The sequence below is a fragment of the Pseudomonas salmasensis genome (assembly GCF_014268375.2).
Lineage (GTDB): Bacteria > Pseudomonadota > Gammaproteobacteria > Pseudomonadales > Pseudomonadaceae > Aquipseudomonas > Aquipseudomonas salmasensis.
The window spans coordinates 4571569-4591903 of record NZ_CP077083.1; the positions used below are offsets into that span (position 1 = coordinate 4571569).

A 20335-nucleotide genomic window follows, 5' to 3' on the forward strand; every position below is an offset into this window, starting at 1 on the left:
AGCTTCGGGTGGCGAAGACCGCCACCCGGGGAAGAGGATCAGCGCAGGCCGCGTTGAGTCTCGTCCAGCTCACGGATGTACTTGAAGATTTTACGGCTGGTGGCCGGCGCCTTGTTATGCGCCAGCTCGTGCTGGGCCTGACGGATCAGGGAGCGCAATTGCTGGCGGTCCGCGTCCGGGTAGTCCAGTACGAATTTCTCCAGCACCGCGTCATCGCCCGAGATCAGGCGGTCACGCCAACGTTCCAGGTTGTGGAAGCGTTCGTTGTACTGGCGAGTGGAGGCATCGGTTTGATCGAGCAAAGTAAGAATGGCGTCAATGTCTTGGTCGCGCATCAGTTTGCCGATAAACGAGATATGCCGTTTACGCGCGATATTCGCGGTGTGCTTGGGCGCATCGGCCAGGGCCCGACGCATTTCGTCGGTCAGTGGCAGTTTGGCAACCAAATCCTTTTTGAGCGTTGTAAGGCGCTCGCCAAGGTCAACCAGAGCATGCAGCTCACGTTTGACCTGGGTTTTGCTTTTCTCCCCATCGAGGGAGTCGTCGTAAGAATCAACCATGGTGGCAGTCCGCAAAGAAACGCCGCCATGATAACCAGTCGGGGGCCGCTTGTCCGGCCCGGTCGCTCGATGGCCTTAACCGAAAGCAGAATTTGAGTGGAGAGAACCATGAGTGCAGCCCAAAGCGTCGGTCCACAAGCGTTACCGGCACTGCAGGAACAAGTCGAGCAGATCCTTGCCGAAGCCAAGCGCCAGGGGGCCAGCGCCTGTGAAGTGGCGGTGTCGCTGGAACAAGGGTTGTCGACTTCGGTGCGCCAGCGGGAAGTGGAAACGGTTGAATTCAATCGTGACCAAGGGTTTGGCATTACCTTGTATGCCGGCCAGCGCAAAGGCTCGGCCAGCACTTCCGCCAGTGGCCCTGAGGCGATTCGCGAGACCGTCGCCGCGGCACTGGCGATTGCCAAGCACACCTCCGAGGATGAAAGCTCGGGCCTGGCCGACAAGGCACTGATGGCCAAGGATGTGCAGGATTTCGACCTGTTCCATGCCTGGGACATCACCCCTGAGCAAGCCATCGAACTGGCGCTGACCTGCGAAGCGGCAGCCTTCGATGCCGATACCCGCATCAAGAATGCGGACGGCACCACCTTGAGCACCCATCAGGGCTGCCGCGTCTACGGCAACAGCCATGGCTTTATCGGTGGTTATGCCTCCACGCGTCACAGCCTCAGTTGCGTGATGATTGCCGAAGCCAACGGGCAGATGCAGCGTGATTACTGGTACGACGTAAACCGCCAAGGCGAGTTACTGGCAGACCCTGCAAGCATTGGCCTGCGTGCAGCGCAACGGGCTGCGAGCCGCCTGGGCGCGCGCCCGGTGCCGACCTGCGAAGTGCCTGTGCTGTTTTCCGCTGAGCTGGCCGGTGGTTTGTTCGGTAGCTTCCTGGGCGCGATTTCCGGTGGCAACCTGTATCGCAAATCTTCGTTCCTGGAAGGCGCCATCGGCCAGAAGCTGTTCCCCGAGTGGCTGACCATCGACGAGCGCCCGCATCTGATGCGCGCGATGGGCAGTTCGTCGTTCGACGGCGATGGCCTGGCCACCTATGCCAAGCCGTTTGTCGAAAAGGGTGAGCTGGTGTCCTATGTGCTGGGCACTTATGCCGGTCGCAAGCTGGGCCTGCCAAGCACCGCCAACGCGGGCGGCGTGCATAACCTGTTCGTGACCCATGGCGATGAAGACCAGGCCGCGTTGTTGCAACGTATGGGGCGCGGGCTGCTGGTGACTGAATTGATGGGCCATGGCCTGAACATGGTTACTGGTGACTACTCGCGTGGTGCGGCGGGTTTCTGGGTGGAGAACGGCGAGATTCAGTTCGCCGTCCAGGAAGTGACCATCGCCGGCAATATGCGCGATATGTTCAAGCAAATCGTTGCCGTGGGTAACGACCTGGAACTGCGCAGCAATATCCGCACAGGTTCGGTGCTGATCGAACGCATGACAGTCGCTGGCAGCTAATCCTTCCAGCACGTCCCGAAAGGCGCGCCATCGCAAGATGGCGCGCCTTTTTTATTGCAGCTCTTTTCGCAGGATCAACGGGTCACTCTTGTTTTGATTCTCAATATCATTTAATAATAAATATCATTACCGAATGAGTGTGGCTCATGAGTTCTGTCCTGCATGAGGATCCCTATCTGGAAAGCTGGCGTTGGATGAGCCGCCAGATTCGCTGTGGCCTGGATCCCAATGAACCCCGCCTGATCGAGCATTACCTCAACGAAGGTCGGTACCTGGCGTGTTGCACCGCAACCCATCCGTGGACGATCGCTGAAACCTCATTTCGCTTGTTGATCGACACTGCCAGCGATATCGCCTTGCCCTGGCATTGGCGCTCCCTGTGCCTGGACCAGGCCTGGCGGCCGCTGCGCGACCTGGAAAAACTCTCCCACTGTGCCTGCCGCCTCAAGCGCTGGCAGACCTTTGCCTGGCAATTGGCGAGCTGCGAATTACTGCCTTCGATTTCCGTTTCTGACTTGGTGCAAGGATCTAATGATGAGTAACACCCGTATCGAACGCGACAGCATGGGCGAACTGCAGGTCCCTGCCGAAGCCTTGTACGGTGCGCAAACCCAGCGTGCCGTGAATAATTTTCCGATCAGTCATCAACCCATGCCGGCGCAATTCATCCGCGCCCTGATCCTGGCCAAGACAGCCGCGGCCAAGGTCAATGTCGACCTCAAGCAAATCAGCGAAGGGCAGGGCAAGGCCATTGTCGATGCCGCCCAAGGCTTGTTGGAAGGCGACTACATGCAGCACTTCCCGGTGGATATCTTCCAGACCGGCTCCGGCACCAGCTCCAACATGAACGCCAACGAAGTGATCGCGACCCTTGCCAGCCGTTTGCTCGGCGAGACGGTCAACCCCAATGACCACGTCAATTGTGGCCAGAGCAGCAACGACATCATCCCCACCACCATCCACGTCAGTGCCGCGTTGGTGCTGCATGAGCAAACACTGCCGGCCCTGTTGCATCTGGTGCAGGTCATCGAGCAAAAAGCCGAGGCGGTTCATCCGTTCATCAAGACCGGCCGTACGCATTTGATGGATGCCATGCCGGTGCGCATGAGCCAGGTGCTCAACGGCTGGGCGCAGCAGCTCAAGGCCAATATCGGCCACTTGCAGGACCTGCTGCCGGCGCTGCAAGCACTGGCCCAGGGCGGCACGGCGGTCGGTACCGGGATCAACGCGCACCCCGAGTTTGCCGGGCGTTTCAGCCAGCAACTGAGCCTGTTGACCGGCGTGAAGTTCACCCCCGGCAAGAACCTGTTTGCGCTGATTGGCTCCCAGGACACCGCCGTTGCAGTCTCTGGCCAGTTGAAAGCCACGGCGGTGTCACTGATGAAGATCGCCAATGACCTGCGCTGGATGAACTCCGGCCCATTGGCCGGCCTCGGTGAAATCGAACTGGAGGCGCTGCAGCCGGGCTCGTCGATCATGCCGGGCAAGGTCAACCCGGTCATCCCTGAAGCGACCGCCATGGTGGCCGCCCAGGTCATCGGCAATGACACAGTGATCACCGTGGCCGGCCAATCGGGCAACTTCGAGCTGAATGTGATGTTGCCGATCATTGCCCAGAACCTGCTCAGCAGCCTGGAGTTGCTGGCCAACTCCAGCCGATTGCTGGCGGACAAGGCCATTGCCAGCTTCAAGGTCAACGAACCCAAGCTCAAGGAAGCGCTGTCGCGCAATCCGATCCTGGTCACCGCACTTAACCCGATCATCGGCTACCAGAAAGCCGCTGAAATCGCCAAGAAGGCGTATCAGCAAGGCCGCCCGGTGATCGATGTCGCCCTCGAACACACGGACCTGCCTCGCAGCCAACTGGAAGTCCTGCTGGACCCGGAAAAGCTCACCGCCGGCGGCGTGTAATCAACGACCCTGCTTTGGAGGCTCACCATGGAGCACTGGAAACGCACGATCGAACGGGCCAATCGCTGCTTTATGGCGGGTGAGCTGGTTGACGCTCGCGAGGCCTATCTGCAAGCCCTGGCCCTGGCCCAAGTGTTGTTCGAACGCTGGGCGGATGCCGACGAAGCAGTGGCGGCTTGCGTCATTTCCCATCACAACCTGGCAGATCTGCACTTGCGTCTGAACCAGCCTGAGGAAAGTGCCGAATACCTCTGCGCTATTCATCAGCGCCTTTTGCAGACCATGCAGGACCCGCGCCTGAGCCCGTCATTGCGCGAGGCCGCGCTGCGCCAGAGCAGCAAGACCTACGTCGAGCTGCTGAATTTCATCAGCGATCACGGCGAATACCCACGCACTCATCGGCTGCTGGGCAATGCTGCGACGCCAACGTCCACGTCCCACTATGGAGCACATTGATATGACCTATACCTTGCCGGCCTTGCCTTACGCCTACGACGCCCTAGAGCCGCATATCGACGCGCAAACCATGGAAATTCACTACACCAAACACCATCAGACCTACATCAATAACCTCAATGCCGCGGTCGAGGGCACTGAGTTCGCTGGCTGGCCGGTGGAGAAGCTGGTGTCCAGCGTCCAAACATTGCCGGAGAAATTACGCGCTGCCGTGGTCAACCAAGGAGGCGGGCATGCAAACCACTCGTTGTTCTGGGCGGTCATGTCACCGACAGGGGGTGGCAAACCCGAGGGCGCGCTGGGCAAGGCCATCGACGAACAACTTGGCGGCTTCGACAGCTTCAAGGAAGCGTTTACCAAGGCGGCGTTGACGCGTTTCGGCAGTGGCTGGGCCTGGCTGAGCGTTACGCCACAGAAAACGCTGGTGGTGGAAAGCAGCGGCAACCAGGACAGCCCGCTGATGAGCGGCAATACACCGGTCCTGGGCCTGGACGTCTGGGAGCACGCTTACTACCTGCAATATCAAAACCGACGACCGGAGTACATCAATGCCTTCTATAGCGTCATCAACTGGCCGGAGGTTGCCGCGCGCTATCAGGCCGCTTTGGCCTGACATTCACTCCATAACAAGATCTAAGGCCGACTATGGGCACTCAAACACTGGCGATCGGTAGCGTACGAATGTTTCGTTATGCGTTTGGCACGCTGCTGCTATTGGCAGGTACTGCGTTATTGGTGGCCCATGGGCTGGCCTGGCTGAACCTGGAACCGCGCATCCTGCGTGCTTTGCAGGGCGGGGCGATCTGCGCGCTCGGCACCGCGCTGGGGGCGGTGCCGGTGTTGGTGATTCGGCGCATGCCGATGGCGCTGAGCGATACCCTGCTGGGCTTTGGGGCCGGTGTGATGCTGGCGGCGACCGCGTTTTCCCTGGTCGTGCCGGGTATCGCGGCTGCTGAAAGCCTGGGGCTGTCACCCTGGGGCGCCGGTGGGCTGATCAGCTTCGGCATCATGCTCGGCGCATTCGTCCTGTACCTTGTGGACCGCAAGGTCTCCGGCGCCAGCCCGGAACTGCTGGTGGGTACACCGGATAAACCGGTTATCCCGCCGCGTATCTGGTTATTCGTGTTTGCCATCATTGCGCACAACATTCCGGAAGGCATGGCTGTAGGTGTGTCTGCAGGCGGAGGCATGGCGGATGCCGACAGCCTTGCCATGGGCATTGCCTTGCAGGATGTCCCCGAAGGGCTGGTGATTGCGTTGGTATTGGTGGGAGCGGGAATGTCGCGGGTCAAGGCCTTCCTGATTGGCGCTGCCTCAGGCTTGGTTGAACCGGTATTCGCGGTGCTCTGCGCATGGCTGGTGAGCCTTGCCGAAGTGTTGTTGCCGTTGGGTCTAGCGCTGGCCGCCGGGGCAATGTTGCTGGTGGTGACTCACGAAGTCATCCCCGAGTCGCGCCGCAATGGTCATGAAAAGCTCGCCAGCCTCGGGCTGTGCCTCGGGTTTTGCTTGATGATGGTGATGGATACGGCGTTGGGCTGAGGATGGCTTTATCTATGTAGGAGCGAGCTTGCTCGCGAAAAACCTGAGAGCACTGCGTTAAACCAGGATGCCCGCGTTATCGTTGACGTTTTTCGCGAGCAAGCTCGCTCCTACAGTAGGGGTTATTCGCCTTCGTCGAAGTAGTTGTTGATCAACTCGACCAGTGCGGCCATTGCTTCGTCTTCTTGCTCGCCTTCGGTGCTCAGGTGGATCTTGGTGCCTTTGCCGGCCGCCAACATCATCATCGCCATGATGCTTTTGCCATCGACCATGCTTTGCGGCGTGCGCCCAGCACGGATCTGGCAGGGGAACCGCCCGGCCACTCCAACGAATTTAGCCGACGCCCGGGCGTGCAGGCCCAGCTTGTTGATGATTTCAATTTCCAGAGCAGGCATCGCGCAGGTGTTCCTTTCAGCTAAGGTCGCGGTGGCGAACCTGGACGTTCTTGAGGGTTTGTTGCAGCACCTGGCCCAGCCGTTCAGTCAAATAGACCGAGCGGTGGTGGCCGCCGGTGCAGCCAATGGCAATGGTGACATAGGCCCGATTGCTGGCGGCAAAGCGCGGCAACCATTTGAGCAGGTAGCTGGAGATGTCCTGGAACATCTCTTCTACGTCTGGTTGCGCGGCCAGGTAGTCGACCACAGGCTGGTCCAACCCCGACTGATCGCGCAGTTCCGGCTTCCAGTAAGGGTTGGGCAGGCAGCGCACATCGAACACCAGGTCGGCGTCTACCGGCATGCCGCGCTTGAAGCCAAAAGACTCGACCAAAAACGCCGTCCCCGGCTCAGGCTGGTTCAGCAGGCGCAGCTTGATCGCATCGCGCAACTGATAAAGGTTCAGGTTGGTGGTGTTGATCTTCAGGTCGGCCAGGTCAATGATCGGCCCGAGCAGTTTGGTCTCATCCTCGATGGCTTCGGCCAGAGAGCGGTTGGCACTGCTGAGGGGGTGACGTCGACGAGTTTCGGAGAACCGCTTGAGCAGGGTTTCTTCGTCGGCATCCAGGTACAGCACGTCGCAATGAATGTGCTTGGCACGCACTTCTTCCAACAGTTCCGGGAACCGCGAGAGGTGGCTGGGCAGGTTGCGGGCGTCAATCGAGACCGCAACCAGGGGCTGCGCCAATTCGGTATGGATCAATGCACGTTCCGCCAGCTCTGGCAGCAGGCCGGCCGGCAGGTTATCGATGCAATAGAAGCCGTTGTCCTCAAGCACATTGAGGGCGGTGCTCTTACCCGAGCCGGAGCGACCGCTGACGATGATCAAACGCATGATTACTGCCCGTTTTGTTCATCCAGGACAACTTGGTACAACGCTTCATTGCTGGAGGCGCTGCGCAGTTTGTCGCGTACATCCTTGCGGTCAAGCATGCTGGCGATCTGCCGGAGCAGTTCCAGGTGCGCATCGGTGGCCGCTTCCGGGACCAGCAGAACGAACAGCAGGTCAACCGGGGCACCGTCGATGGCGTCGAAATCAATCGGAGCGTCCAGGTGCATCAGCGCGCTCACAGGTGTCTCGCAACCTTTGAGGCGGCAGTGGGGAATAGCGATGCCGTTACCAAAACCGGTTGAGCCGAGTTTTTCACGGGCAATCAGAGCCTCGAAGACATCTTGCATCTCTAGATCCGGCACTTCGCGTGCGATCAGGTTGGCAATTTGTTCGAGGGCTTTTTTCTTGCTGCCGCCCGGCACGTTCACGAGTGAACGGCCGGGGGTCAGGATGGTTTCAAGTCGGATCATGGGGGGAGAGTTAACGACCTGTACCTTGCATCAGGTGCAGATTCTTTTCCTTATGCTTTATGAGTTGGCGGTCGAGCTTGTCGTAGAGCGAGTCGATTGCCGCGTACATGTCTTCATGTTCCGCATTGGCGACGAGCTTGGCATTCGGTACGTGCAGGGTGGCCTCGATTTTCTGCTTGAGCTTATCGACCTCCATGATGACCTGCACGTTGGTGATCTTGTCAAAATGCCCCGCAAGCTTGTTCAGTTTGCTCTCGGTGTACTCACGCAGGGGCTTGGTGACTTCCAGCTGGTGTCCACTGATGTTGACTTGCATACAGCTTCTCCTTCGTTGCCAGTGCATAAAGCGGTGGGCAGGAATACCCACCACTGGAACGCTGTGGCCCGCCCGTCACATCAACCGCTTACGCTCGCTGGAAGGCGCGATCCCAAGGGACTCGCGGTACTTGGCGACGGTTCGACGGGCGACCTGAATGCCTTGTGCCTCCAGTAAACCAGCGATCTTGCTGTCACTCAACGGCTTTTTCTGATTTTCCGCGGCAACCAGTTTTTTGATGATCGCGCGGATCGCCGTGGACGAGCATTCGCCGCCTTCGGAGGTGCTGACGTGGCTGGAGAAAAAGTATTTCAGCTCATAAATACCCCGTGGGGTATGCATGAATTTCTGCGTGGTGACCCGGGAAATCGTCGATTCGTGCATACCGACGGCTTCGGCGATGTCGTGCAGCACCAGAGGCTTCATGGCCTCGTCGCCGTATTCCAGGAAACCGCGCTGGTGCTCGACGATCTGGGTCGCGACTTTCATCAGGGTTTCGTTGCGGCTTTGCAGGCTCTTGATGAACCACCGCGCCTCCTGCAACTGGTTGCGCATGAAGGTGTTGTCGGCGCTGGTGTCAGCGCGGCGCACAAAGCCTGCATATTGCGGGTTGACCCGCAGGCGCGGTACCGACTCCTGGTTCAGCTCCACCAGCCAGCGTTCGTTGTCCTTGCGCACGATGACGTCGGGCACCACATATTCGGCTTCGCTGGATTCGATTTGCGAACCTGGGCGGGGGTTGAGGCTTTGCACCAGCTCGATGACCTGGCGCAAGTCATCTTCCTTGAGCTTCATGCGGCGCATCAGTTGGCTGTAGTCGCGACTGCCCAACAGGTCGATGTAATCACTGACCAGGCGTTGCGCTTCGGTGAGCCATGGCGTCTTGGCCGGCAGTTGGCGCAGTTGCAGCAACAGGCACTCGCTGAGGGTGCGTGCACCGATGCCGGCGGGTTCGAATTGCTGGATGCGGTGCAGGACGGCTTCGATTTCGTCCAGTTCGATGTCCAGTTCCGGGTCGAAGGCCTCGAGGATCTCGTCGAGGGTTTCGTCCAGGTAGCCCTGGTTATTGATGCAATCGATCAGGGTGACCGCGATCAGGCGATCGGTATCGGACATCGGCGCCAGGTTCAGTTGCCACAACAAGTGGCTCTGCAGGCTCTCGCCCACCGACGTACGGGTGGTGAAGTCCCACTCGTCATCATCGTTGCTTGGCAGGCTGCTGGCACTGGTCTGGTAGACGTCTTCCCACGCGGTGTCCACGGGAAGCTCGTTGGGAATGCGTTCGTTCCAGTCGCCTTCCTCCAGGTTATCCACCGTCGGGGCGGTTTCCTGATAGGAGGGTTCCTGCACGTCGGGATTGGGTTTTTGCTCGATGTTGTCGGCCAGCGGATCTGCATTGTCGAAGTCGTCGCCTTCTTCCTGGCGTTCGAGCATCGGATTGGACTCCAGGGCCTCCTGGATTTCCTGTTGCAGGTCCAGGGTCGACAATTGGAGCAGGCGGATGGCCTGTTGCAGCTGCGGTGTCATCGTCAGCTGCTGGCCCATTCTCAGGACTAGCGATGGTTTCATGGCAGGGGCTTAACACCTTATTCGCCGGCGCAATGCGCCATCCACGACAGGGCGCGTGAGCGCCAAACATAAGCAAATTATATGCCTGATCTCGGGGCCTTTGCCTAGAGCGCGGTAACAATAAAAAAACCGAGGTTTCTATTGACTCCCGCGCGCTCCAGGGAAAAGCGCGATACCCCTGTGTTTACAGGCGGAACTCGTGACCCAGGTACACTTCCTTCACCAGCTCGTTAGCCAGGATAGTCTCGGCATCGCCTTCGGCAATCAGCTGGCCATCGTTGACGATATAAGCGGTTTCGCAGATATCGAGGGTCTCGCGAACGTTGTGGTCCGTGATCAGCACCCCAATGCCTTTGGCCTTGAGGTGATGGATGATCTGCTTGATGTCGCCTACCGAAATCGGGTCGACACCGGCGAACGGTTCATCCAGCAGGATGAATTTCGGCGCGGTCGCCAGGGCGCGGGCGATTTCCACGCGACGACGTTCACCACCGGACAAGCTCATGCCGAGGTTGTCGCGAATGTGGTTGATGTGGAATTCCTGCAGCAGGCTTTCCAGCTCCTGGCGGCGGCCGTCGCGATCGAGTTCCTTGCGGGTCTCGAGGATCGCCATGATGTTGTCAGCTACCGACAGTTTGCGGAAGATCGACGCCTCCTGGGGGAGATAGCCGATACCTGCCCGTGCACGACCGTGCATGGGTTGGTGGCTGACGTCCAGGTCGTCGATCAGTACGCGACCCTGGTCTGCCTGGACCAGCCCGACGATCATATAGAAGCAGGTGGTTTTGCCGGCACCGTTAGGGCCGAGCAGGCCGACGATCTGGCCGCTCTCGATCGACAGGCTGACGTCGCGTACCACCTGGCGGCTTTTATAGGCCTTGGCCAGATGCTGGGCTTTCAGGGTTGCCATTACTCGGCCTTCTTCTTCGGCTGGATAACCATGTCGATGCGCGGGCGCGGTGCAGTGACCTTGGAGCCGTTGGCGCGACCGGCGTTGGCGATCTGCTTGACGGTGTCATAGGTGATCTTTTCACCTTCGGTCGAGTTGCCGTCGGGGCTCAGTACCTTGGCCTGGTCGATCAGTACGATACGATTCTGCTGGGCGTGATACTGGATGGTCTTGCCGTAACCCTTCATCGGGCCGGTGTCGGTGGCGGACTGCTTCTGCTCGAAATAAGCCAGGTTGCCCACCGACGTCACTACGTCAATGTCGCCTGCGGGGGTACGCGTCAGGGTCACCGTGTTGCCGGTGATCTTCATCGAGCCCTGGGTGATGATTACGCCACCGGTGTAGGTAGCAACACCTTTCTTGTCATCGAGCTGTGCATCGTCAGCCGAAATATGGATCGGTTGCTGGCTATCGTTCGGCAGAGCCCAGGCGCTCACGCTTCCCAGTGCTGCGCCCAGACCGAGCAAAATAGGGAGGGTTTTAACGAGCCTCATACTGTCCTCTTACGTTCGATAGCAGGTGTATCCTGCTTTCTTTCAAATACGCTTTCATTCCCTTGCCAGTCGATACACCGCCAGCGCCGTCGATTCTAACGTCTTGCTCGGTCTGCGCATATTGCTTCTGTGGGAATACGGTCATACGACTGCTGGTAATGATGGTGTCGCGGTTCTGCGCGTCTGTACGTGCGACGCGCACCGAGTCGATCAGTTCAACTTCGGTGCCGTCCGGGTTCACCTCGCCACGCTTGCTGGTGACGTGCCAGGGAAATTCGGTGCCGCGATACAGGTTCAGGTCCGGATTGGTCAGCAGGCTGACTTCGGAAGCCTTCAAGTGCTCGACCTTGTCCGATGTCATCTCATACTGCACCTTGCCGTCGGGCAGGTACTGAATGCTGTAGGCATTGGTGGCGTAATAGTCGATAAGGCCTTCGTCAACCTGCGCAACAGGCTTGTCGAGAAAGCGCTCCGGGCTGATATTCCAGTAGCCCACCGCCAGTAACAGCGCGGCGATGACCCCGAATAACAGGAAGTTGCGAATCTTTTTGCTCAGCATATAACGCTCTATAGGTAGGCGGCGTGGGCCGCTTCAAGACTGCCCTGGGCACGCAGGATCAACTCGCAGAACTCGCGGGCGGCACCTTCGCCGCCACGGGCGGTGGTGATGCCATGGGCGTGTTCGCGCACAAACGCCGCGGCATTCGCGACGGCCATGCCCAGGCCTACCCGGCGAATCACCGGCAGGTCTGGCAGGTCGTCGCCCAGATAGGCGACTTGTTCATAGCTTAGGTTGAGTTGGCCAAGAAGCTCGTCCAGCACCACCAGTTTATCCTCGCGGCCCTGATACAGGTGAGGAATACCGAGGTTTTGTGCGCGGCGTTCCACAACCGGTGTTTTTCGACCGCTGATAATTGCGGTTTGCACGCCCGCTGCCATCAGCATCTTGATGCCTTGGCCGTCGAGGGTGTTGAAGGTCTTGAATTCGCTGCCGTCTTCGAGGAAGTACAGGCGGCCATCGGTCAGCACGCCGTCGACGTCGAAAATCGCCAGTTTGATGTTTTTACCGCGTTGCATCAGGTCGCTGGTCATTTACATCACTCCTGCGCGCAGCAAGTCGCCAAGGTTAAGGGCGCCGATCGGCCGGTCATCGTCGTCGACCACGATAAGAGCACCTATGCGGTGATCTTCCATGATTTTCAACGCTTCAGCCGCGAGCATTTCGGCGCGGGCAGTCTTGCCGTGAGGGGTCATCACAGCGTCGATGGTCGCGGTATGGATATCAATGGTGCGGTCCAGGGTGCGACGCAGGTCGCCGTCTGTGAATATCCCGGCCAGCCGGCCGTCGGTCTCGACGATGGCGGTCATGCCCAAGCCCTTGCGGGTCATTTCCATCAGCGCATCCCGAAGCAGGGTGCCGCGTGGAACGCTCGGCAGTTCGGCGCCGCGATGCATGACATTTTCCACTTTAAGCAGCAGGCGACGGCCCAGCGCACCACCTGGATGGGAAAATGCGAAGTCTTCAGCGGTAAACCCGCGAGCCTCAAGCAGTGCCACTGCCAGTGCATCGCCCATCACCAGCGCGGCGGTGGTGGAGGAGGTGGGTGCCAGGTTCAGCGGGCAGGCCTCGTGGGCCACATGCACGTTCAGGTTGACGTCGGCGGCCTTGGCCAGCGTTGACTCAGGGTTGCCTGTGAGGCTGATCATCTGGATGCCCAGGCGCTTGATCAGCGGCAACAGGGTCACGATTTCGTTGGTGGTGCCGGAGTTGGACAGCGCCAGAATCACGTCATCCTTGGTGATCATCCCCATGTCGCCGTGGCTGGCTTCGGCCGGGTGCACGAAAAACGCGGTGGTCCCGGTGCTCGCCAAGGTCGCGGCGATCTTGTTGCCAATGTGCCCGGACTTGCCCATGCCGACCACCACAACGCGGCCCTTGCTGGCCAGAATCATCTCGCAGGCGCGCACGAAATCCGCGTCGATATGCGCCAGCAAGCCTTCTACGGCTTCAAGCTCAAGGCGTATGGTGCGTTGTGCGGATTGAATAAGGTCGCTGGATTGGCTCATGTCTGAAATCGTATAGCCTGACGAAAAGTCGGCGATTATAGCGGTAATGATCAATTCCCTCACACAAGTTCGTCAGGCTTTGTGCGCCGGATAACTGAAAACCACCCTCGGCAACATAGCGAGCAACGTTTTTTCCCTGTCTCAAATCTGAACCAGCGCTGTTCCGGCCTTGGGCGCTCTGTACCAGCAGTGATATAGTTCGCCGCCAGTTCGGTCCGCCCAACCCATGTGCTCAACTATTGCGCATCTGTTGAAAACCAAAGTCGCACACATGGTGTCTGAGTGAAAGGCTGCATCCCAAGGAGATTAGATGAGTGCCGATAACGCCTACGCGGTCGAGCTGAAGGGCCTTACCTTCAAGCGCGGTACGCGCAGCATCTTCAATAACGTCGATATTCGCATTCCTCGCGGCAAGGTCACGGGCATCATGGGGCCTTCCGGTTGCGGCAAGACCACCCTGTTGCGCCTGATGGGCATGCAATTGCGCCCCAGTGCCGGGGAAGTGTGGGTCAACGGCCAGAACCTGCCGACGCTGTCGCGCAGCGATCTGTTCGATGCGCGCAAGCATATGGGGGTGCTGTTCCAGAGCGGCGCGCTGTTCACCGACCTCGATGTGTTCGAGAACGTAGCCTTCCCGCTGCGGGTGCACACCCAGCTGTCCGATGAAATGATTCGTGACATCGTGTTGCTGAAACTGCAGGCCGTGGGCCTTCGCGGCGCCATCGACCTGATGCCAGACGAGTTGTCCGGCGGCATGAAGCGCCGTGTTGCCCTGGCGCGGGCCATTGCCCTCGACCCACAGATCCTCATGTACGACGAGCCATTCGTGGGTCAGGACCCGATCGCCATGGGCGTGTTGGTGCGCCTGATCCGCCTGCTCAACGATGCACTCGGGATCACCAGTATCGTGGTGTCCCACGACCTGGCCGAAACCGCGAGCATTGCCGACTACCTCTATGTAGTGGGTGATGGTCAGGTGCTGGGGCAGGGTACGCCTGAAGAATTGATGAACGCCGATAACCCGCGCATTCGCCAATTCATGACCGGCAACCCCGATGGCCCGGTGCCTTTTCACTTTCCGGCAGCGGACTACCGCTCAGATCTTCTGGGGAAGCGCTGATGCGCAAGACATCTCTTATCGAGAAGGTTCGCCTTTTCGGTCGCTCGGGCATCGACATCGTCGAAGTGCTGGGGCGTTCGACCATTTTCCTGTTCCACGCCTTGCTGGGGCGCGGCGGCATCGGCGGCGGCTTTGGCCTGCTGGTCAAGCAGCTGCACTCGGTGGGGGTGATGTCCCTGGTGATCATCGTGGTCTCCGGCGTGTTCATCGGCATGGTGCTGGCGCTGCAGGGTTTCAATATCCTGTCCAGCTACGGCTCGGAGCAGGCGGTAGGGCAGATGGTGGCCCTGACCCTGTTGCGTGAGCTAGGCCCGGTGGTCACCGCCTTGTTGTTCGCGGGGCGTGCGGGTTCGGCGCTGACCGCTGAAATCGGCAATATGAAGTCCACCGAGCAGCTGTCCAGCCTGGAAATGATCGGCGTGGACCCGCTCAAGTACATTGTTGCCCCGCGCCTGTGGGCCGGCTTCATTTCCCTGCCATTGCTGGCGATGATCTTCAGCGTGGTGGGTATCTGGGGCGGTTCGTGGGTGGCGGTTGACTGGCTGGGGGTCTACGACGGCTCCTACTGGGCCAACATGCAAAACAGCGTGACCTTCACCGGTGACGTGCTCAACGGCATTATAAAGAGCATCGTCTTTGCCTTTGTGGTGACCTGGATTGCCGTATTCCAAGGCTATGACTGTGAGCCCACTTCAGAGGGGATCAGCCGTGCCACTACCAAGACCGTTGTGTACGCCTCGCTGGCGGTACTGGGCCTTGACTTTATTTTGACCGCCTTGATGTTTGGAGATTTCTGATGCAAAACCGCACTGTGGAAATCGGTGTCGGCCTTTTCTTGCTGGCTGGCATCCTGGCTTTACTGTTGTTGGCCCTGCGAGTCAGCGGCCTTTCGGCCAGCCCTACCGCCGATACCTATAAACTTTACGCGTACTTCGACAATATCGCCGGTTTGACGGTCAGATCCAAAGTGACCATGGCCGGTGTCACCATCGGCAAGGTCACGGCAATCGATCTGGACCGCGACAGCTTTACCGGTCGGGTGACGATGCAACTGGACAAGAAGGTAGATAATCTGCCGACTGACTCCACAGCATCTATCCTCACTGCGGGGTTGCTGGGCGAGAAGTACATCGGTGTCAGCGTGGGCGGGGAAACAGCCCTGCTCAAGGATGGTTCGACCATCCACGACACACAGTCGTCGCTGGTGCTTGAAGACCTGATCGGAAAATTTTTGCTCAATACGGTCAATAAAGACGCCAAATGAGGAATCTGTTCATGATCTCTACCTTGCGACGTGGCCTGCTGGTACTGCTTGCAGCATTGCCGATGATGGCTAACGCGGCAGGTTCTGCCCACGATTTGGTGCAGGACACCACCAGCAGAATGCTGGCTGACCTCAAGGCTAACAAAGAACAGTACAAGCAAGACCCTTCCCAGTTCTACAAGGCGCTTGACGCCATCGTTGGCCCTGTGGTCGATGCTGAAGGTATTTCCAAAAGCATCATGACGGTCAAGTATTCGCGCAAGGCTACGCCTGCGCAGATGCAGACGTTCCAGGAGAACTTCAAGAAGGGCCTGTTCCAGTTCTACGGTAACGCCCTGCTGGAGTACAACAACCAGGGCATTATCGTTGACCCGGCCAAGGACGAGTCGGGCGACCGTGCCGAAGTCGGGATGAAAGTCTCCGGCAGCAATGGCGCCGTGTACCCAGTGTCCTACACCCTGACGAAGATCAACGGCGAGTGGAAACTGCGCAACGTGATCATCAACGGTATCAACATCGGCAAGCTGTTCCGTGACCAGTTCGCTGACGCGATGCAGCGCAATGGCAACGACCTGGACAAGACCATCAATGGTTGGGCCGGTGAAGTGGCCAAGGCCAAGGAAGAAACCGACAAAGCTGCCGGGAAGCCTGCGCAATGACCGAGTCGGCTGTTCGTATCGGCGATGCCGGCGAGCTGTTCCTCAGCGGCGTGCTGGATTACCGCACCGGGCCTGACCTGCGCAAGCAGGGCCAGGCGCTGATCAAGGCCAGCAAGGCGCCAGAGCTGGTGCTTGATTGTTCGGCAGTGACCAAGTCCAGCAGTGTCGGCCTGTCGTTGTTGCTGTGCTTCATGCGTGATGCCGAAGCGGCAAAAAAGCCGGTCAGCATCCGTGCGCTGCCGGAAGACATGCGCGAAATTGCCGAAGTTTCCGGTTTGACCGAGCTGCTGGCGCATCCTTAATACACATTATTAGAAAAGCCCCCCGTCAGAGTCCTGCTATGCGGGGTTCGCAGGCGCGGGGCTTTTTTGTATGATGTGCGACCCGTGCGCACTGGGCGCCGATAGAGGTTGAGCATGCAGGCCCTAGAAGTTAAGAGCTTCCTTGAAGGAAAGCTGCCGGAAACGACTGTAGAAGTTGAAGGCGAAGGCTGCAATTTCCAGCTGAACGTGATTAGCGATGAACTGGCGGCATTGAGCCCGGTCAAGCGTCAGCAGCAGATCTATGCCCATTTGAACCCATGGATCACCGATGGCAGCATCCATGCGGTCACTATGAAATTTTTCAGCCGCGCGGCCTGGGCCGAGCGCACCTGAGCCCCCAAGGCGTCGAGATTCTTATGGATAAATTGATTATTACCGGCGGTGCCCGCCTTGATGGCGAGATCCGCATTTCCGGTGCGAAAAACTCCGCCTTGCCGATCCTGGCAGCGACCCTGCTGTGCGATGGCCCAGTGACTGTGGCCAACCTGCCGCACTTGCACGACATCACCACCATGATCGAGCTGTTTGGTCGCATGGGCATTGAGCCGGTGATCGACGAGAAACTGGCCGTCGAAATCGACCCGCGCACCATCAAGACCCTGATCGCACCGTACGAACTGGTGAAAACCATGCGTGCGTCGATCCTGGTGCTGGGCCCGATGGTTGCCCGTTTCGGCGAAGCCGAAGTGGCCCTGCCTGGCGGTTGCGCCATTGGTTCGCGCCCGGTCGACCTGCACATCCGTGGCCTTGAGGCCATGGGCGCAGTCATCGACGTCGAAGGCGGCTACATCAAGGCCAAGGCACCAGAAGGCGGCCTGCGTGGCGCGAACTTCTTCTTTGATACCGTCAGTGTGACCGGTACCGAGAACATCATGATGGCTGCAGCCCTGGCCAACGGTCGCAGCGTGCTGCAGAACGCCGCGCGCGAGCCGGAAGTGGTCGACCTGGCCAACTTCCTCAACGCCATGGGCGCGAAGGTTTCCGGCGCTGGCACCGACACCATCACGATTGATGGCGTAGAGCGTCTGCACACCGCCACCTACAAAGTCATGCCTGACCGCATCGAGACCGGCACCTACCTGGTTGCCGCTGCCGTGACCGGTGGCCGTGTGAAGGTCAAGGACACCGATCCGACCATCCTTGAAGCCGTCCTGGAAAAACTCAAGGAAGCCGGCGCAGAGATCACCACCGGCGAAGACTGGATCGAGCTGAACATGCACGGCAAGCGGCCAAAAGCTGTCAACGTGCGTACCGCTCCGTACCCGGCGTTCCCGACCGACATGCAAGCGCAGTTCATCTCCTTGAACGCCATTGCCGAAGGCACCGGTGCCGTGATCGAGACCATCTTCGAAAACCGCTTCATGCACGTGTATGAACTGCACCGCATGGGCGCCAAGATCCAGGTCGAAGGCAACACCGCCATCGTCACCGGCATCGACAAGCTCAAGGGCGCGCCAGTCATGGCCACCGACCTGCGTGCTTCCGCCAGCCTGGTAATCTCGGCACTGTGCGCCGAAGGCGACACCCTGATCGACCGCATCTACCACATAGACCGTGGTTACGAGTGCATCGAAGAGAAACTGCAGATGCTCGGCGCAAAAATCCGCCGCGTACCGGGCTAACCCCCGCTGCCCTGTAGGAGCGAGCTTGCTCGCGAAGGCCTCATGTGCACCGCGTTTACTCTGAATAAACGCGTTATCGTTGACGTTCTTCGCGAGCAAGCTCGCTCCTACAAACACCGGTTTGTTTCAAGTCGAGGCTGTCATGGCCTCGATCTGTGTCTGGCGCCGTTTGCGACCGGACAGCAATAGCCTGATGAAGGACTGACATTTCCCATGTTGACCATCGCACTGTCCAAGGGCCGCATCCTTGACGACACGTTGCCGCTTCTGGCTGAAGCGGGCATCGTGCCGACCGAGAATCCGGACAAGAGCCGCAAGCTGATCATCCCCACGACCCAGGACGACGTGCGCCTGCTGATCGTGCGGGCTACCGACGTGCCGACCTACGTTGAACATGGCGCCGCCGACCTGGGGGTTGCCGGCAAGGACGTGCTGATGGAATACGGCGGCCAGGGCCTGTACGAGCCCCTGGACCTGCGCATCGCCCTGTGCAAGCTGATGACCGCCGGCCGTGTCGGTGATGTCGAGCCCAAGGGCCGCCTGCGGGTCGCCACCAAGTTCGTCAACGTCGCCAAGCGCTACTACGCCGAACAAGGCCGTCAGGTCGATATCATCAAGCTCTACGGCTCCATGGAGCTGGCGCCACTGATTGGCCTGGCCGACAAGATCATCGACGTGGTCGACACCGGCAACACCCTGCGTGCCAACGGTCTGGAACCCCAGGATTTCATCGCTGACATCAGCTCCCGCCTGATCGTCAACAAAGCATCGATGAAGATGCAGCACGCCCGTATCCAGGCGTTGATCGACACCCTGCGCAAGGCAGTGGAGTCGCGACACCGCGGTTGACTCACCCGCGTAGCTGAAAAGCTGCGCCCGTCTATCCGCCTCATAGCCAGAATTCTCAGGTGCCCAAGCGGAAACGACTGCTAGTTTAGGGCGCCTGAGTTTTTGCCAATTCTATTGAGGCCCTCGCTATGACCACGTCCACCGCAATTGCCCGACTCAACGCTGCCGACCCGGATTTCGCCCATCATCTGGATCATCTGCTGAGCTGGGAAAGCGTGTCCGACGACTCGGTCAACCAGCGAGTGCTCGACATCATCAAGGCCGTGCGCGAGCGCGGTGATGCGGCGCTGGTGGACTTTACCCGCCAGTTCGACGGGCTGGACGTGCAGTCCATGGCCGATCTGATCCTGCCGCGTGAACGCCTGGAGCTGGCGCTGACGCGCATCACCGCGCCACAGCGTGAAGCCCTGGAAGTGGCTGCGGCGCGGGTACGCAGCTATCACGAAAAGCAGAAGCAGGACTCCTGGAGCTACACCGAGGCCGACGGCACGGTGCTGGGCCAGAAGGTCACGCCACTGGACCGCGCCGGTCTGTACGTGCCGGGCGGTAAGGCGTCGTATCCATCCTCGGTGTTGATGAATGCGATCCCGGCCAAAGTCGCAGGTGTGACCGAAGTGGTCATGGTGGTGCCGACCCCGCGAGGCGAAATCAACGAGCTGGTGCTGGCTGCCGCCTGCATCGCCGGTGTGGACCGTGTGTTCACCATCGGTGGCGCCCAGGCTGTCGCAGCGCTGGCTTATGGCACCGAAAGCGTGCCGAAGGTCGACAAGGTGGTTGGCCCCGGCAATATCTACGTGGCGACGGCCAAGCGCCATGTGTTTGGCCAGGTCGGTATCGACATGATCGCCGGCCCCTCGGAAATTCTCGTGGTGTGCGACGGCCAGACCGACCCGGACTGGATCGCCATGGACCTGTTCTCCCAGGCGGAGCACGATGAAGACGCCCAGGCGATCCTGGTCAGCCCCGATGCCGAGTTCCTCGACAAGGTCGCCGCCAGCATCAATAAACTGCTGCCGACCATGGAGCGTGCCGAGATCATCGAAAAATCGATCAACGGCCGTGGTGCGTTGATTCTGGTGCGTGACATGGAGCAGGCCATCGAAGTGGCCAACCGCATCGCACCGGAGCACCTGGAACTGTCCGTAGCGGACCCACAGGCCTGGTTGCCATCGATCCGTCACGCTGGGGCGATCTTCATGGGCCGCCACACCAGCGAAGCCCTGGGCGACTACTGCGCCGGCCCCAACCACGTGTTGCCAACCTCCGGCACTGCGCGTTTCTCGTCGCCGCTGGGGGTGTACGACTTCCAGAAGCGCTCGTCGATTATCTTCTGCTCGCCACAAGGCGCTTCCGAGCTGGGCAAGACCGCCTCGGTGCTGGCCCGTGGTGAATCCCTCAGCGCTCACGCCCGTAGCGCTGAATACCGCATCGTCAAGGGAGAGTAAG

The 20335-nt window shown here is 59.5% G+C and carries 26 protein-coding genes; 15 read left to right on the plus strand and 11 right to left on the minus strand.

Annotated elements, in window-relative coordinates; translation table 11 throughout:
- Positions 1-38 precede the first annotated feature (38 nt).
- Positions 39-560, minus strand: a complete 522-nt coding sequence (gene yjgA / locus HU731_RS20455; RefSeq protein WP_003188568.1) for a ribosome biogenesis factor YjgA — start codon at positions 558-560, stop codon at positions 39-41.
- 108 nt (positions 561-668) lie between these two features.
- Here yjgA and pmbA point away from each other — a divergent pair, with 108 nt between their 5' ends.
- From pmbA to HU731_RS20485, 6 genes are all read left to right on the plus strand, one after another.
- Positions 669-2015, plus strand: coding sequence for a metalloprotease PmbA (gene pmbA / locus HU731_RS20460; protein ID WP_186607341.1), 1347 nt, complete (start codon positions 669-671; stop codon positions 2013-2015).
- Positions 2016-2161: 146 nt separating this feature from the next.
- The gene (locus HU731_RS20465) at positions 2162-2557 is read left to right on the plus strand and encodes a hypothetical protein (RefSeq protein WP_032893559.1); all 396 of its coding nucleotides are present in this window, start codon (positions 2162-2164) and stop codon (positions 2555-2557) included.
- Complete coding sequence (locus tag HU731_RS20470; protein ID WP_186607342.1) at positions 2550-3926, plus strand: class II fumarate hydratase; 1377 nt, start codon at positions 2550-2552, stop codon at positions 3924-3926. The genes HU731_RS20465 and HU731_RS20470 overlap by 8 nt, the downstream gene beginning before the upstream one ends.
- 27 nt (positions 3927-3953) lie before the next feature.
- Positions 3954-4382 carry a DUF2753 family protein gene (locus HU731_RS20475; RefSeq protein ID WP_161906417.1) on the plus strand — a complete coding sequence of 143 codons (429 nt, stop codon included), beginning with the start codon at positions 3954-3956 and terminating at the stop codon, positions 4380-4382.
- A gap of 1 nt (position 4383) precedes the next feature.
- The gene (locus HU731_RS20480; protein WP_014716929.1) at positions 4384-4995 is read left to right on the plus strand and encodes a superoxide dismutase; all 612 of its coding nucleotides are present in this window, start codon (positions 4384-4386) and stop codon (positions 4993-4995) included.
- 32 nt (positions 4996-5027) lie between these two features.
- A complete protein-coding gene (locus tag HU731_RS20485) occupies positions 5028-5921 on the plus strand; it encodes a ZIP family metal transporter (RefSeq protein ID WP_186607343.1) in 894 nt (297 codons plus the stop codon).
- 122 nt (positions 5922-6043) lie between these two features.
- Here the strand turns inward: HU731_RS20485 and HU731_RS20490 are convergent, their stop codons facing one another.
- The 10 genes from HU731_RS20490 to HU731_RS20535 form a co-directional block, all read right to left on the minus strand.
- Positions 6044-6316, minus strand: coding sequence for an HPr family phosphocarrier protein (locus tag HU731_RS20490; RefSeq protein WP_186607344.1), 273 nt, complete (start codon positions 6314-6316; stop codon positions 6044-6046).
- Between the two features lie 16 nt (positions 6317-6332).
- On the minus strand, positions 6333-7190 hold the full coding sequence (gene rapZ, locus HU731_RS20495; RefSeq protein WP_003188578.1) for an RNase adapter RapZ: 858 nt from the start codon (positions 7188-7190) through the stop codon (positions 6333-6335).
- 2 nt (positions 7191-7192) lie between these two features.
- Positions 7193-7657, minus strand: a complete 465-nt coding sequence (gene ptsN, locus HU731_RS20500) for a PTS IIA-like nitrogen regulatory protein PtsN (protein ID WP_186607345.1) — start codon at positions 7655-7657, stop codon at positions 7193-7195.
- Between the two features lie 10 nt (positions 7658-7667).
- Complete coding sequence (hpf, locus tag HU731_RS20505; RefSeq protein ID WP_003171804.1) at positions 7668-7973, minus strand: ribosome hibernation-promoting factor, HPF/YfiA family; 306 nt, start codon at positions 7971-7973, stop codon at positions 7668-7670.
- Between the two features lie 75 nt (positions 7974-8048).
- A complete protein-coding gene (locus HU731_RS20510) occupies positions 8049-9542 on the minus strand; it encodes an RNA polymerase factor sigma-54 (protein WP_003188580.1) in 1494 nt (497 codons plus the stop codon).
- Between the two features lie 184 nt (positions 9543-9726).
- Positions 9727-10452 (minus strand): LPS export ABC transporter ATP-binding protein, encoded by a 726-nt coding sequence (gene lptB / locus HU731_RS20515; protein WP_044271639.1) that lies wholly within the window; start codon positions 10450-10452, stop codon positions 9727-9729.
- Complete coding sequence (gene lptA, locus HU731_RS20520) at positions 10452-10985, minus strand: lipopolysaccharide transport periplasmic protein LptA (protein WP_186607346.1); 534 nt, start codon at positions 10983-10985, stop codon at positions 10452-10454. Before lptA ends, lptB begins: the two co-directional genes overlap by 1 nt.
- Positions 10972-11544, minus strand: coding sequence for an LPS export ABC transporter periplasmic protein LptC (gene lptC, locus HU731_RS20525; RefSeq protein WP_014716937.1), 573 nt, complete (start codon positions 11542-11544; stop codon positions 10972-10974). The genes lptA and lptC overlap by 14 nt, the downstream gene beginning before the upstream one ends.
- Positions 11545-11552: 8 nt before the next feature.
- A complete protein-coding gene (locus HU731_RS20530) occupies positions 11553-12077 on the minus strand; it encodes a KdsC family phosphatase (RefSeq protein WP_003188588.1) in 525 nt (174 codons plus the stop codon).
- Complete coding sequence (locus HU731_RS20535) at positions 12078-13052, minus strand: KpsF/GutQ family sugar-phosphate isomerase (protein WP_034126314.1); 975 nt, start codon at positions 13050-13052, stop codon at positions 12078-12080. It lies immediately after the preceding gene.
- A 310-nt stretch (positions 13053-13362) separates the two neighbouring features.
- On the opposite strand from HU731_RS20535, the gene HU731_RS20540 reads away from it, so the two are divergent.
- The 9 genes from HU731_RS20540 to hisD all read left to right on the plus strand — a co-directional run bounded on the left by HU731_RS20540 (position 13363) and on the right by hisD (position 20334).
- Positions 13363-14172, plus strand: coding sequence for an ATP-binding cassette domain-containing protein (locus tag HU731_RS20540; protein ID WP_003188590.1), 810 nt, complete (start codon positions 13363-13365; stop codon positions 14170-14172).
- Positions 14172-14969, plus strand: coding sequence for a lipid asymmetry maintenance ABC transporter permease subunit MlaE (gene mlaE / locus HU731_RS20545; protein WP_003188592.1), 798 nt, complete (start codon positions 14172-14174; stop codon positions 14967-14969). Before HU731_RS20540 ends, mlaE begins: the two co-directional genes overlap by 1 nt.
- Positions 14969-15436, plus strand: coding sequence for an outer membrane lipid asymmetry maintenance protein MlaD (mlaD, locus tag HU731_RS20550; RefSeq protein ID WP_003188593.1), 468 nt, complete (start codon positions 14969-14971; stop codon positions 15434-15436). Before mlaE ends, mlaD begins: the two co-directional genes overlap by 1 nt.
- Before the next feature lie 11 nt (positions 15437-15447).
- Positions 15448-16095 (plus strand): MlaC/ttg2D family ABC transporter substrate-binding protein, encoded by a 648-nt coding sequence (locus tag HU731_RS20555; protein WP_186607347.1) that lies wholly within the window; start codon positions 15448-15450, stop codon positions 16093-16095.
- On the plus strand, positions 16092-16397 hold the full coding sequence (locus HU731_RS20560; RefSeq protein ID WP_003188596.1) for an STAS domain-containing protein: 306 nt from the start codon (positions 16092-16094) through the stop codon (positions 16395-16397). The genes HU731_RS20555 and HU731_RS20560 overlap by 4 nt, the downstream gene beginning before the upstream one ends.
- Before the next feature lie 114 nt (positions 16398-16511).
- Positions 16512-16751 (plus strand): BolA family protein, encoded by a 240-nt coding sequence (locus HU731_RS20565; RefSeq protein WP_003188597.1) that lies wholly within the window; start codon positions 16512-16514, stop codon positions 16749-16751.
- A gap of 23 nt (positions 16752-16774) precedes the next feature.
- Positions 16775-18040, plus strand: coding sequence for a UDP-N-acetylglucosamine 1-carboxyvinyltransferase (gene murA, locus HU731_RS20570; protein ID WP_003188598.1), 1266 nt, complete (start codon positions 16775-16777; stop codon positions 18038-18040).
- Positions 18041-18253: 213 nt separating this feature from the next.
- On the plus strand, positions 18254-18889 hold the full coding sequence (gene hisG, locus HU731_RS20575) for an ATP phosphoribosyltransferase (RefSeq protein ID WP_003188599.1): 636 nt from the start codon (positions 18254-18256) through the stop codon (positions 18887-18889).
- Between the two features lie 128 nt (positions 18890-19017).
- Positions 19018-20334: a histidinol dehydrogenase gene (gene hisD / locus HU731_RS20580; RefSeq protein WP_054919317.1), complete on the plus strand. Its 1317-nt coding sequence runs from the start codon at positions 19018-19020 to the stop codon at positions 20332-20334.
- Position 20335 lies beyond the last annotated feature (1 nt).

What these genes read in the sequence shown, in the direction of transcription:
- HU731_RS20480 (WP_014716929.1), top strand. Translation starts at nt 4,384, where the DNA reads ATGACCTATACCTTGCCGGCCTTGCCTTACGCCTACGACGCCCTAGAG.
- lptA (WP_186607346.1), bottom strand. Translation starts at nt 10,985, where the DNA reads ATGAGGCTCGTTAAAACCCTCCCTATTTTGCTCGGTCTGGGCGCAGCA.
- hisD (WP_054919317.1), top strand. Translation starts at nt 19,018, where the DNA reads ATGACCACGTCCACCGCAATTGCCCGACTCAACGCTGCCGACCCGGAT.
- murA (WP_003188598.1), top strand. Translation starts at nt 16,775, where the DNA reads ATGGATAAATTGATTATTACCGGCGGTGCCCGCCTTGATGGCGAGATC.
- HU731_RS20535 (WP_034126314.1), bottom strand. Translation starts at nt 13,052, where the DNA reads ATGAGCCAATCCAGCGACCTTATTCAATCCGCACAACGCACCATACGC.
- HU731_RS20530 (WP_003188588.1), bottom strand. Translation starts at nt 12,077, where the DNA reads ATGACCAGCGACCTGATGCAACGCGGTAAAAACATCAAACTGGCGATT.
- mlaE (WP_003188592.1), top strand. Translation starts at nt 14,172, where the DNA reads ATGCGCAAGACATCTCTTATCGAGAAGGTTCGCCTTTTCGGTCGCTCG.
- HU731_RS20510 (WP_003188580.1), bottom strand. Translation starts at nt 9,542, where the DNA reads ATGAAACCATCGCTAGTCCTGAGAATGGGCCAGCAGCTGACGATGACA.
- rapZ (WP_003188578.1), bottom strand. Translation starts at nt 7,190, where the DNA reads ATGCGTTTGATCATCGTCAGCGGTCGCTCCGGCTCGGGTAAGAGCACC.
- HU731_RS20565 (WP_003188597.1), top strand. Translation starts at nt 16,512, where the DNA reads ATGCAGGCCCTAGAAGTTAAGAGCTTCCTTGAAGGAAAGCTGCCGGAA.
- HU731_RS20555 (WP_186607347.1), top strand. Translation starts at nt 15,448, where the DNA reads ATGATCTCTACCTTGCGACGTGGCCTGCTGGTACTGCTTGCAGCATTG.
- HU731_RS20490 (WP_186607344.1), bottom strand. Translation starts at nt 6,316, where the DNA reads ATGCCTGCTCTGGAAATTGAAATCATCAACAAGCTGGGCCTGCACGCC.
- ptsN (WP_186607345.1), bottom strand. Translation starts at nt 7,657, where the DNA reads ATGATCCGACTTGAAACCATCCTGACCCCCGGCCGTTCACTCGTGAAC.
- HU731_RS20485 (WP_186607343.1), top strand. Translation starts at nt 5,028, where the DNA reads ATGGGCACTCAAACACTGGCGATCGGTAGCGTACGAATGTTTCGTTAT.
- hpf (WP_003171804.1), bottom strand. Translation starts at nt 7,973, where the DNA reads ATGCAAGTCAACATCAGTGGACACCAGCTGGAAGTCACCAAGCCCCTG.
- lptB (WP_044271639.1), bottom strand. Translation starts at nt 10,452, where the DNA reads ATGGCAACCCTGAAAGCCCAGCATCTGGCCAAGGCCTATAAAAGCCGC.
- HU731_RS20540 (WP_003188590.1), top strand. Translation starts at nt 13,363, where the DNA reads ATGAGTGCCGATAACGCCTACGCGGTCGAGCTGAAGGGCCTTACCTTC.
- yjgA (WP_003188568.1), bottom strand. Translation starts at nt 560, where the DNA reads ATGGTTGATTCTTACGACGACTCCCTCGATGGGGAGAAAAGCAAAACC.
- pmbA (WP_186607341.1), top strand. Translation starts at nt 669, where the DNA reads ATGAGTGCAGCCCAAAGCGTCGGTCCACAAGCGTTACCGGCACTGCAG.
- lptC (WP_014716937.1), bottom strand. Translation starts at nt 11,544, where the DNA reads ATGCTGAGCAAAAAGATTCGCAACTTCCTGTTATTCGGGGTCATCGCC.
- HU731_RS20560 (WP_003188596.1), top strand. Translation starts at nt 16,092, where the DNA reads ATGACCGAGTCGGCTGTTCGTATCGGCGATGCCGGCGAGCTGTTCCTC.
- HU731_RS20465 (WP_032893559.1), top strand. Translation starts at nt 2,162, where the DNA reads ATGAGTTCTGTCCTGCATGAGGATCCCTATCTGGAAAGCTGGCGTTGG.
- hisG (WP_003188599.1), top strand. Translation starts at nt 18,254, where the DNA reads ATGTTGACCATCGCACTGTCCAAGGGCCGCATCCTTGACGACACGTTG.
- mlaD (WP_003188593.1), top strand. Translation starts at nt 14,969, where the DNA reads ATGCAAAACCGCACTGTGGAAATCGGTGTCGGCCTTTTCTTGCTGGCT.
- HU731_RS20475 (WP_161906417.1), top strand. Translation starts at nt 3,954, where the DNA reads ATGGAGCACTGGAAACGCACGATCGAACGGGCCAATCGCTGCTTTATG.
- HU731_RS20470 (WP_186607342.1), top strand. Translation starts at nt 2,550, where the DNA reads ATGAGTAACACCCGTATCGAACGCGACAGCATGGGCGAACTGCAGGTC.